This is a genomic window from Bacteroidota bacterium, assembly GCA_025059945.1.
Taxonomy (GTDB): domain Bacteria; phylum Bacteroidota; class Rhodothermia; order JANXDC01; family JANXDC01; genus JANXDC01.
In genome coordinates, this window is record JANXDC010000011.1 from 260,834 (window position 1) to 271,687 (window position 10,854).

At 63.9% G+C, this 10,854-nt stretch carries 8 protein-coding genes; 4 read left to right on the forward strand and 4 right to left on the reverse strand.

Annotated elements, in window-relative coordinates; translation table 11 throughout:
• Nucleotide 1: 1 nt before the first annotated feature.
• Complete coding sequence (gene rnr / locus NZ993_06995; GenBank protein MCS7155535.1) at nucleotides 2–2,131, forward strand: ribonuclease R; 2,130 nt, start codon at nucleotides 2–4, stop codon at nucleotides 2,129–2,131.
• Here the strand turns inward: rnr and NZ993_07000 are convergent.
• The gene (locus NZ993_07000; protein ID MCS7155536.1) at nucleotides 2,128–4,836 is read right to left on the reverse strand and encodes a prolyl oligopeptidase family serine peptidase; all 2,709 of its coding nucleotides are present in this window, start codon (nucleotides 4,834–4,836) and stop codon (nucleotides 2,128–2,130) included. The genes rnr and NZ993_07000 overlap by 4 nt on opposite strands.
• Before the next feature lie 77 nt (nucleotides 4,837–4,913).
• On the opposite strand from NZ993_07000, the gene aat reads away from it, so the two are divergent.
• From aat to NZ993_07015, 3 genes are all read left to right on the forward strand, one after another.
• A complete protein-coding gene (aat, locus tag NZ993_07005; protein ID MCS7155537.1) occupies nucleotides 4,914–5,516 on the forward strand; it encodes a leucyl/phenylalanyl-tRNA--protein transferase in 603 nt (200 codons plus the stop codon).
• A gap of 84 nt (nucleotides 5,517–5,600) precedes the next feature.
• Nucleotides 5,601–6,779 (forward strand): acetyl-CoA C-acyltransferase, encoded by a 1,179-nt coding sequence (locus tag NZ993_07010; GenBank protein MCS7155538.1) that lies wholly within the window; start codon nucleotides 5,601–5,603, stop codon nucleotides 6,777–6,779.
• 13 nt (nucleotides 6,780–6,792) lie between these two features.
• The gene (locus NZ993_07015) at nucleotides 6,793–7,731 is read left to right on the forward strand and encodes a GDP-mannose 4,6-dehydratase (protein ID MCS7155539.1); all 939 of its coding nucleotides are present in this window, start codon (nucleotides 6,793–6,795) and stop codon (nucleotides 7,729–7,731) included.
• On the opposite strand, the gene lptB is transcribed toward NZ993_07015, so the two are convergent.
• Genes lptB through NZ993_07030 form a run of 3 tightly spaced genes read right to left on the reverse strand, consistent with a single transcriptional unit; the run spans nucleotide 7,719 to nucleotide 10,563 of the window.
• On the reverse strand, nucleotides 7,719–8,471 hold the full coding sequence (gene lptB, locus NZ993_07020) for an LPS export ABC transporter ATP-binding protein (GenBank protein MCS7155540.1): 753 nt from the start codon (nucleotides 8,469–8,471) through the stop codon (nucleotides 7,719–7,721). The genes NZ993_07015 and lptB overlap by 13 nt on opposite strands.
• The gene (locus NZ993_07025) at nucleotides 8,450–9,703 is read right to left on the reverse strand and encodes a (Fe-S)-binding protein (GenBank protein ID MCS7155541.1); all 1,254 of its coding nucleotides are present in this window, start codon (nucleotides 9,701–9,703) and stop codon (nucleotides 8,450–8,452) included. The genes lptB and NZ993_07025 overlap by 22 nt, the downstream gene beginning before the upstream one ends.
• Before the next feature lie 26 nt (nucleotides 9,704–9,729).
• On the reverse strand, nucleotides 9,730–10,563 hold the full coding sequence (locus NZ993_07030) for a hypothetical protein (protein MCS7155542.1): 834 nt from the start codon (nucleotides 10,561–10,563) through the stop codon (nucleotides 9,730–9,732).
• Between the last annotated feature and the right edge of the window lie 291 nt (nucleotides 10,564–10,854).

The following is a 10,854-nucleotide window of genomic DNA, read 5'->3' on the forward strand; positions in this document are numbered from 1 at the left end:
AATGTCCGGGCAGCGCGATCAGATGACGCCGCTTAGCGAACGCATCCTGCGCTTTCTGCGCACGTACCCCGGTCGGTTTTTTCGTGCCGGCGAGATCGCCCGCCGTCTGGGCCAGCGCACCCCGCAGGCGACACAGGAGGTGCGCCTAGTTCTGGAGGCGCTCCTGCAGGCTGGTCTCATCAAACGCATCAAAGGCAAGCGTTTCGGCTACGAGCCCGAGCGGCGCTATCTGGAGGGTATACTGCGCCTGACCCCGCAGGGCTTTGGCTTCGTCACGCCCGAGGAAGGAGCAGCAGAGGTCTTCATCTCGCCCCGGCATATGGGCACGGCCTTGGACGGAGACCGAGTGCGCGTGGCCCTGTTCGCCCACCGGGCCTCTGGGGCAAAGCACCCCGAAGGGGAGGTGGTTGAGGTGCTGGAGCGCCGCCGAAGAACCCTGGTGGGCACGGTTCGGCGTTTTCGGCGCCTGTACGTGCTGCAGCCGGATGACCGCCGGTTTCCTCACGATGTGATCCTCGCGGAGCGCGCCGGGGCTCAGGAGGGAGATAAGGTGGTGGTGGAGCTGGATCTGGAGGGCTGGACCGACCCCCGCCTCAACCCCGAGGGGCGCGTCGTGGAGGTGCTTGGCCCGGCGGGGCGATCGGACGTTGAGGTGCTGGCTGTGGCCAAGGCCTTCGAGGTCCCCTCGGTTTTTCCGGAGGACGCGCTTCAGGAGGCTGAGGCCCTGTCGGGGCGCATCGGCGCAGCGGATCTAGAGGGTCGGGAGGACTTTCGCCCCTGGATCGTCTTTACCATCGATCCGGCCGACGCGAAGGATTTCGACGACGCCGTCGCTTTGCGGCCTCTTCCGGATGGCACCTATGAACTGGGGGTGCACGTGGCCGACGTCTCCCATTACGTGCGGCCCGGCACAGCCTTAGACCGCGAGGCCCTACGGCGAGCCACAAGCGTTTACCTCGTGGATCGCACTCTGCCCATGCTGCCGGAGCGCCTTTCGAACGACCTTTGCAGCTTGCGGCCGGAGGAGGATCGACTGGTATACTCCGTGATCCTGAACCTCACCCCTCAGGGACGGGTTCTTCGCTACCGCATCACCAAGGGGGTCATCTGCAGCCGGGCCCGTTTCACATATGAGGAGGTCGATGCGATCCTGGAGGGGCGCCTAAAGCACCCCTTTGCGGAGATCCTGCGCCGGATGAACGAGCTGGCCAAGCGCCTGCGCGCCCGCCGCATGCGCAACGGAAGCCTGGATTTCGATCTGCCGGAGGTCAAGTTTGTGCTCGATGCGCACGGCCTACCCGTGGAGGTGATCCCCAAGGTGCGCAAAGACAGCCATAAGCTCATCGAAGAGTTCATGCTGCTGGCCAACCGCACCGTGGCCGAGCACATCGGGCGCTTGCGTCGCGGACGGCGCCCCAGGCCCTTCATCTATCGGGTGCACGATGAGCCGGATCCGCAGAAGTTGATCCAGCTAGACGCTTTCGTTCGGCATTTCGGCTATCGCCTCCAAAAGGAGGCGGACCGGATCACGGCGCGCTCGCTGCAACGGCTGCTACGCGAAGTGGAGGGAAGCCCTGAAGAGGGGGTCATCGAGCAAGTGGTGCTGCGCTCCATGGCCAAGGCCGTATACGCCACGCGCAACATCGGACACTATGGGCTGGCCTTCCGCTACTACACGCACTTTACCTCGCCCATCCGTCGCTATCCCGACCTGATGGTGCATCGGCTGCTGGATCGTTATAGCCGAGGCGGTTCGGATTGGGATGCGGAGGAGCTAGAGGCCATCTGCAGGCACTGTTCGCAGCGAGAGCGGGCGGCCGACGAGGCCGAGCGGGAATCCGTTAAGCTCAAGCAGGTCGAATACATGAGCCGACGCCTCGGCCAGGTCTTCGAAGGCGTTATATCGGGCGTGACGCCCTTTGGCTTCTTCGTCGAGCTACTGGATACGCTGGCCGAGGGCTTGGTGCGTGTGCGCGACCTGCGGGATGACTATTACGTCCTGGATGAACGGCGGTACGCCCTGATCGGCCAAAGCACGGGCCGTTGTTATCGGCTGGGCGATCGGGTGCGCGTGGTGCCCATTCGGGCCGACACGGAAACGCGGCAGCTTGATTTTCAGCTGGCCGATTAAGGCTTGGCTCGCACAAGCCGAAAGCCCACGTAGGCGGCCGCAGGAGGTCTGTAGGACGCCTTGGGGTCGGCGGGCAAAACGGCCGCGCCCCCTCGCACAACGCCTTCTCCTTGGGCATCCAGGCACCATTCGGCCACGTTGCCCCCGATGTCGAATAGCAGCATCGGACCCGCACCGGGCCGCGATCCCACCTCCAACAGCAGCGCATCCGCTCGGGGTAGCTCTTGCAGCTGGCGCTGCAGAAGCTGCACCTCATCTGGGTTCGGCGTGTATCCGGCCCAGAAGTCCAGCGTGTTCTCTTGTGCCCTTTTGTCCTGTGCGATGCGCTCTAGGGCTTCGAATTCGGCCACCGTGGGCAGGCGAACCGGCTGGCCCAGCTTTTCGGCCAGCCACCGCGCATAAGCTTGGGCCTCCTGTAGCGAGATCCCGTTTGCCGGGTAGTTATCCGTACCGGCTGGATACGCATAGTCGGGCCGAAAGGCCCGATATTGGGCTCGCGTGATCTCAAAGCGGCTCACCCAGAAGGAGTCGGCTTTGACGAACTCCGGAACAAGCGTACCATCGGCTAGCCGTATCCCGTATAGGCCGTCTGTGCGGGCTATTTGCGCGCGTCTTAAGAGCTCCCCCAGGGGGGAGTCGGCCTTGTAGGCCGGGTTGGGTTTGTCGTATCGCCCGAATAGATACTGTGCAAACCAGGCTAGCTCCTCCTCCATCTTGCGGCGCTGATGGGACAGGCGCACTAGGCTATGCTCCGCGCCCGGGAAAAGAACGAAGCGGACCGGGGCCTTGCCCAGCTGCTGCAGGGCGCGGTAATGCTGCCATCCTTGCTCCGTAGGCACGGCCCGGTCCTCGGTGCCGAAGCAGATAAGCGTTGGCGTTACGACCCGATCCAGCCGAAACAGGGGGGATTTTTCAAGGTAGTGCTTCAGGTTGTTCCAAGGGTTGCCCTTAAAATAAGACTCGTCGAAGCGGACGCCGAAGGAGCAGTTGCCGTAGTCGGAGATCCAGTTCACGTTGCCCGCTCCGGGTGCAGCGGCCTTAAAGAGCGTGGGATATTCCACGGTAAGCCCGATCGTGAGGATAGCCCCGTTGGACCACCCCATCACGCCCAGGCTATCCGAATGCACGAGGCCCCGTTGGATAAGGGCCTCCACGCCTCGCCGGATGTCGGGAAGCTCGTATTCGTAGTAGCGGCCCTTGATGGACTCGACGAACTCCAGCCCGTAGTTCGAAGATCCGTGGTAGTTGGGCCGTAACACGAAGGCGCCGCGTTGGGCGAGCAAGTTGGGGTAGCCGGCCCAAGATTCCCGCCAGGCGTCTAAGTCCACGGAGGCCGGCCCGCCGTGTATGAGCACGATGAGCGGGTAGCGGCGCCCCGGTCTGTAATCGTGCGGGTAATACAGGATGCCTTCGATTGTGCGGTTGCGAGACCCTCGCCAGCGGAAAACCTCGGTCTGAGCGATGCGGCGCTCCCGCAGGTGCGCGTTCAGGCGCACCAATTCCCGCACGCCCACAATGCTTTCCCCTTCTAGGCGCCCCCAAAAGTATTGCGTGGGCCGGTTGGCTCGAGAATGCGCTAGAACTATCGTGCGCCCGTCCGGACCTAGGACCACGCCGCCCAGGTGGTCCGGCGACAGGCTCGTGTCCGCGATCGAGACCCAGCGGCGCTCCCAGCCAGAGGGCGTGCGCACGTAGTGCGCCAGACGGTTTGTGGTCCCGTTGGCCAGCTGCACCAGCACCCCCTGGGGGGTGGGCACCACGACGCCGAAGCTGCCCAGGCCCCAGTCCCACGCCAAAGGTACCTTAAGGTGCGTTCGCGTGCTCAGGTCGAAATAATAAAGCTCCTCGATGCCCGCACCCTCCCACTGGGGATCGCTTGCGCGCGTGTCTGTGGCGTAAAATCCGCGCGCGTCCGGCGTCCACTGAAAGTTGCCCGGGTCCAGATACCGTTCGGCGAAGATCTCAATGCGTTCTCCGCTTACGAGGTCGTACAGAAACTGGCGGGGCTGTTGGCGGGCATCGGCCGCGTAGTGGGGGCTCTGGTTGTGGGAGGTGACGATGTAACGCCCGTCTGGGGAGAGGGCGAATTCGAGGATCTGGTCCGTGTTCTCCGTCAGGCGCCGCACGTTGCGCGTTCGGATGTCGAGCTCAAAAAGTCGGACCGGCGGCCAAAACTCCGGATCTTCGACCACTTGGGCGTCGTCCTTGCGCTCCTTAAGCTGGCGTTCGCGCAGCGTGGGCTCCTCCCGCGCCAGGAAAACGATCCGAAGCGAATCCCGCCAGGCGAAAGCGCGCACCCCTCCCTCGTGGTTGCTGATCGGCCAGGGCTCGCCCCCGTCGGGACGGATGAGCCAGATCTGGCGTCCTTCTTTGAGCTCTTCGGCTCTGCGGGCCGAGAGAAAGGCGATCCAGCGGCCATCGGGGCTAAAACGCGCCGCGGCGTCGTCGTGTCCGCCGCGCGTAAGCTGCACGCTTCCACCCTCCGGAAGGCGCGTAAGGTACAGATCGGTTACGTGTCGATCCTTTTTCGGATCCGCGTAACGCTTGGCCCAGACCACGGCTCGGCCGTCGGGTGAGATGTCAAAGCCGGTGATGCTTTCCTGTTGGATCACGTCCTCTATCGTCCACGGTTTATGGGTGCGCTGAGCCCAGCCGGCAAGCGCACTCCCCAAGCCCAGCAGCAAAGACAGACCCACGCGGCCCATGGGGCGAACCTCCTTGCGAACCAAGGACTGAGCTCGTAAAGTAAGGGGGCGTTTTTAGGTCGGAGCAAGCGGTTCTAATGGGCTTCTCCGCTGAGGTGCGCTGGCCGCTTACGCCGGAGCAGGTCCTAAAGGGGTATCGAATGGGGTTTTTCCCCATGGCCCCGGGTCGCGACAGTTCCGAAATCCATTGGTTTAGCCCCGACCCGCGAGGCGTTTTGCCGCTGGATCGGTTCCGCATACCTCGGACGCTAGCGCGTCTATACCGACAGGGGCGCTTCGAGGTCCGCTATAACACGGCCTTTGAGGCCGTAATCCGGGCCTGCGCGGATCGAGCCGAGACATGGATTTCGGAGCGCATCATAGCGGTGTATGGGGAGTTACACCGACAAGGTTGGGCGCACTCCGTGGAGAGCTGGAGGCAGGGACAGCTTGTGGGCGGGCTCTACGGGGTGTCGATAGGCGGGGCGTTTTTCGGCGAATCCATGTTTCATCGGGAGCGGGATGCCTCCAAGGTGGCCCTGGTGGCGCTAGTGGAGCGGTTGCGCGCGCGAGGTTTCGCCCTGCTCGATGTACAGTGGGTCACCCCACATCTGGCTCGCTTTGGGGCCGTGGCTATCCCCCGGTCGGCGTATTTGGGTCTTCTGCGGGATGCGCTGCGCCTTCCGGTGCGCTTTGTCTAACCTTTCTTGCCGCGGTTGGATTGGCCTTGTGCGAAGCGGCGCGTGTATTTTAGCGCCGTTTCTCGAGCAAGAAGGGTCAAGAGCATGCGCGAGGTGGTGATCGCGAGCGCGGTTCGAACGGGCATAGGGTCCTTTCAGGGTGCTTTGGCGCCGCTTTCGGGTCCGGAGTTAGGTGCCATAGCGGTTCGGGAGGCCGTTTTGCGGGCTGGTATTGCGCCAGAGCAGGTCGACGAGGTGCTGCTGGGCAACGTTTACCAGGCCGGCGAGCGGCAGGCTCCGGCTCGTCAGGCCGCGCTCAAAGCTGGGCTGCCCGTCGGGGTCCCCTGCACTACGATCAACAAGGTCTGCGCCTCTGGGCTTAAGGCCGTGCAGCTGGGCGTGCACGCCATCCAGGCCGGTGATGCCGACGTGGTGGTCGCAGGCGGCTTTGAGTCCATGTCCAACGTGCCCTACTACGTTCTGGGCGCGCGTCGGGGCTACAGGCTAGGGCATGCGCAGCTCGTCGATGGGCTTCTGCACGATGGGTTAGAGGACGCCTACGAGGGCTGCCACATGGGCAACGCGGCTGAACTGTGCGCGCGCACCTTGGGGATCAGCCGCCAGGAGCAGGACGCCTACGCCGTGCGGTCATACGAACGCGCCCTTCGGGCCCATCGCGAGGGATGGTTTGAAGAAGAGCTGGTAACCGTTGAGGTCCCGCAGCCCAGGGGCGAGCCGCTTCGGTTTCGGGAGGACGAAGAGCTTCGACGCGTGAATTTCGACAAAATCCCGCAGCTTAAGCCCGCCTTCGAGGAAAACGGCACCGTTACGGCCGCCAACGCCTCGAAAATCAACGACGGGGCGGCCGCCTTGGTGCTTATGAGCGCCGAGAAGGCGCGCGCCCTGGGTCTTAACCCTATGGCCCGCGTTGTGGCTCAGGCCGACGCGGAACGGGAACCTTTGTGGTTTACCCTGGCGCCGGTGGACGCGATCTCGAAAGTCCTGCGCAAGGCTGGCTGGACCGTCTCGGACGTGGACCTCTTTGAGATCAACGAAGCCTTTGCTGTGGTGGCGATCGCCGACTCCCGACAGCTGGGTATCTCGTCGGAGAAGCTGAACGTACATGGCGGGGCTGTGGCCTTAGGACATCCGGTGGGCTGCTCCGGAGCCCGCATTTTGGTGACCCTGCTGCACGCGCTGCGCATCCATGGGGGGCGCCGCGGCGTAGCGGGCATCTGCAACGGCGGCGGCGGGGCGAGCGCCTTAGCCGTGGAGCTGCTCTAAGACGGAGCGGGCCGTGAAGATCTTGGTCACCGGCGGGGCCGGCTTTATCGGATCCCACGTCGCGGCGGCCTTTCAGCAGGCCGGACACGAGGTGCACGTAGTTGATGACCTCTCCTCGGGCCGCGCTGAGCACGTACCCCGTGGCGTTTCCCTGCACGTGCTGGACATCCGCTCTCCGGAGATCGAACGCCTGTGGGGGGAACATCGCTTCGAGGTGCTCTGTCATCACGCCGCCCAGATGGACGTGCGCCGTTCCGTGGCCGACCCTCTGTTTGATGCGGACGTAAACGTGCTCGGCACCCTGCGTTTGCTGGAGGCGGGCCGCCGAAACGGGTTGCGCAAGGTGATCTTCGCCTCCACGGGCGGAGCGATCTACGGGGAGCCCGTATACGCCCCGCAAGATGAAGAGCATCCCGTGCAGCCAGTCTCCCCATACGGGGTGAGCAAGTTGGCGGCCGAAAAGTATCTGCACTACTACTACGTGCAGTATGGCATCCCGTATGTAGCGCTGCGTTATGCCAACGTCTATGGGCCGCGGCAGAACCCCCATGGAGAGGCCGGGGTGGTGGCCATCTTCACCGAGCGCATGCTGCTCAGGCAGCAGCCCCTCATCTACGGCGATGGGCTGCAGACGCGTGACTTCGTCTACGTAGGCGATGTGGTGCGGGCTAACCTGTTGGCGCTAGCTTGCCCGGAGCCCGAGGTTTTCAACGTGGGCACGGGACGCGAGACGGACGTGCTGACGCTCTTTCGGCTCATCCGCCAGGCCGTGGGCGCAGATGTGCCTGAGCTACACGGTCCTCCGAGGTCCGGTGAGCAGCGCCGCAGCGTATTGGATTTCGCCAAAATCCACAGGCGCCTCGGCTGGGAGCCTCAGGTTTCGCTGGAGGAGGGGATTCAACGCACGGTGGCGTATTTTCGCCAGGCTCTCTGTGGACCTCATTCCGCGTAGCGCTCCAGGCGAAACCGTTCGCCCAGATACAGCCGGCGCGCCTCGGGGTCGTTGGCCAGAAACTGCGAGGTGCCCTCCTTCAGGATCCGGCCCTCGAAAAGAAGATAGGCTCGGTCCGTGATAGCTAGCGTCTCGTGCACGTTGTGATCCGTGATCAACACCCCGATGCCGCGGCGTTTGAGCTCGGCCACGATGCGCTGCAGATCCTCCACCGCGATCGGATCGACTCCGGCAAAGGGCTCGTCGAGCAAGATGAACTTGGGATCTACGGCCAGAGCCCGGGCGATTTCGGTTCGCCGCCGCTCCCCTCCGGAAAGGGCGTACCCCTTGGTGCGTCGAACGCGCATGAGCCCGAACTCCTCTAAGAGCTGCTCAACCCTTTGTCGGCGTGCCTGTCGGCTCAAGGGTTGAAATTCGAGCACGGCCTCCAGGTTCTCTTCCACCGTAAGGTATCGAAACACGGAGGCCTCCTGGGGCAGGTAGCCGATTCCCATGCGCGCCCTTTGGTGCATGGGCAGCCGCGTCAGATCGCGATCGTCCAGGAAAATCCGGCCCCTGTCGGGGCGCACAAGCCCCACGATCATGTAAAAGGTGGTTGTTTTGCCAGCTCCGTTGGGGCCGAGCAGCCCCACGATCTCACCCTGCCGGACCGAAAGCGAGACCTCCTGTACGACCCAGCGCTTACGATAGCGCTTGGCCAGCGCCTCGGCGCGCAGCGTCATGCCTCCGGTAGCGCCCATCGGAGCACGTCCGCGTAGTGGTGTACCGCCATGTTCAGACCTGCCTCTTGGATGCCGGCGCGCAGCTGCAGGACGCAGCCGGGGTTGCCTGTGATGACCCACTGGGCCCCTGTACGGCGCAGCCGCTCGAGCTTGCGCTCCAGCAGCTGGGCCGCATCCTGCGGCCGTAGGAGGCTGTAGATTCCAGCGCTTCCGCAGCACCAGCTCGACTCTTCCAGGGGCACTAGCTCTAGTTCCGGTATGCGGCCGAGTAGAGTCCGGGGTTGGCGGGCGATGCCCTGCGCGTGCACATGGTGGCAGGCGTCGTGATAGGTAGCCCGAACCGGAAGTGCGCGCAACGGAACCGGGAGACCCGCCTCCAGGAGCCATTCGCTCAGGTCTCGAACCCGATCGCTGAAGGCCCGCGCCCGGGCTGCCCACTGCGGATCATCGGCTAGCAGCGCACCGTAGCTTTTCATGAAGGCGCCACAGCCGGCGGAGTTCGTAATCACGGCCTCGGCATCCGGGCCTCCGAGTGCAGCGATCAGGCGCTGGGCCAGGCGACGGGCGGTGCGCAGATCGCCGTTGTGCGCGTGCAGCGCTCCGCAACAGCCCTGATTGAGGGGCGTGTGCACCTCGGCCCCAGAGGCCAACAGCAGATCCACGCTGGAGCGGTTGGTCTCGGCGAAGGCCACATCCATCACGCATCCCAACAAAAACCGCACCCGGGCCCTAGGAGGCGAAGCGGGCCGTTCTAGGGGTCGGATGAGCGATCGCGAAAAACGCCTGGAAATCGGGGGGGCAAAAGGCTCTAGGCGCGCCAGGCGCGGAAAGAGCCGCGCGAACCATCCGCTCTGCAAGGCCCAGCGGCGCAGCCCTATTTGTTCGGTCCAGCGCAGCGTGAGCGCAAGCAGTCGGAGCAAGCTCAGGTGCGCGAAAAGGGCGCGCAAAAGAAGCCGCTTGAGCCGATTCGGATAGCGCGCCTCGAGCTCGTCGCGGGCCGCCTCGAAGATGTATTCGTAGCGCACGCCGGCCGGACAGGCCGTCTTGCAGGCGTAACAGCCCAGGCAGTAGGCGAAGGACTCCGCGATCAGCGGAGAGAGCTCTAGCTCCCCTTCCCAGAAGGAGCGAAAAAGTTGAATCCGTCCCCGAGGGGAGTGTTCCTCGCGCTGACTTATCTCGTACGTGGGGCAGCTGGGCAGGCACATCCCGCAGTGGATGCACCGCCGAAGGGCCTCTTCGAGGGGGCTCATGGCATGCATGGTGATCGCTGCGGCTGCTAGTAGCCCATTTCGGCTAGTTTGCGCACCCAATCCAAGTAAAAGCCATACGGATCGAATCGTTCCTGGGTCCCCAGCCTTATGCCGAGCTGTTGGGCGTGATCGGCCGGCAGAACGCCCTGAAAATCCCCCCAGCGGCTGGATGCGACCGAGACCATGCCGTCGTTTAGGCCCTCGCGTTCGTAGATGAGCCCGTTGAACCAGAGCAGAAAGGGGCTGATGGGCGTATCGGTGCCCTTGCCCGCCGCGCCGGCAAAGGAAAAGTAGCGCACCTCGGGTCGATCGGGCACCTCGGGGTTGAAGACGTTCTGTACGAATTCCCGGGTGAGCTCTCCGATAGCGGCCAAAACCTCCCCCCTGTTATGGCGATACAGCTTCGAGCCCACCCAGTTGTACAGGGCTACGAGGGCTTTTTGAAACGGCTTCGGTTGTTCCAAAGCGTACTCGGCTAGGCTCGTGCCCCGATGCGGGGTGGCGATCGTGGTGAGGGTGGCCACCTGTGGGCCCATGCCCAGCTTGCTGATGAGATAGCGGCCGTCCAGGCCCCCCATGCTGTGGGCGATGAGGTTTGCCCGTTCGGCGCCCGTAAGCGCCAAGATGCGCTCGATGCGCGTCTTCCATTCGGCCGCCCGCTGCTCTATCCTGCCATAAGGAGTCACGTTGGGGCAGAAGGCCCAGATCAGGTGCTGGCGTAGATACATGGCGATCTGATAGAACATGCCGCGCCGGACCATGAGCGCGGCCGTGCCGAGGCCGTGCAAGAAGATCACCGGATAGCGGGTGCGCACGATCGGCGGCTCAGGAAACGGCTCCAGCTCTGTCCAAAGCGCCATCCCGCGCTCCGGTTGGTAAAGGGTTTCGTGCGAAATACGCCACCGGCGTTGCGAAAAACAAGCAGGTCGGCCGGGGGCTTAAGTATCGTTTTGAGATCGCCGATAACCTGCCTGGGAACCCAAGACGGAACAGGCAACAGAAGGAGCACTGCCATGCCGTTCGGCGATCTGACCCGCATCAATTCGGATTCGCAGTCCCTGGGTGCGCTCAACTCGCTTTTCCGCATCAACCGCGAGCTCGGCATCCGGCAAAACCGCCTCTCCACAGGCTACCGGATCAACTCCGCCGAG

What these genes read in the sequence shown, in the direction of transcription:
- NZ993_07010 (MCS7155538.1), top strand. Translation starts at nt 5,601, where the DNA reads ATGCGCGAGGTGGTGATCGCGAGCGCGGTTCGAACGGGCATAGGGTCC.
- aat (MCS7155537.1), top strand. Translation starts at nt 4,914, where the DNA reads ATGGGCTTCTCCGCTGAGGTGCGCTGGCCGCTTACGCCGGAGCAGGTC.
- NZ993_07000 (MCS7155536.1), bottom strand. Translation starts at nt 4,836, where the DNA reads ATGGGCCGCGTGGGTCTGTCTTTGCTGCTGGGCTTGGGGAGTGCGCTT.
- NZ993_07025 (MCS7155541.1), bottom strand. Translation starts at nt 9,703, where the DNA reads ATGAGCCCCCTCGAAGAGGCCCTTCGGCGGTGCATCCACTGCGGGATG.
- lptB (MCS7155540.1), bottom strand. Translation starts at nt 8,471, where the DNA reads ATGGGCGCTACCGGAGGCATGACGCTGCGCGCCGAGGCGCTGGCCAAG.
- NZ993_07030 (MCS7155542.1), bottom strand. Translation starts at nt 10,563, where the DNA reads ATGGCGCTTTGGACAGAGCTGGAGCCGTTTCCTGAGCCGCCGATCGTG.
- rnr (MCS7155535.1), top strand. Translation starts at nt 2, where the DNA reads ATGTCCGGGCAGCGCGATCAGATGACGCCGCTTAGCGAACGCATCCTG.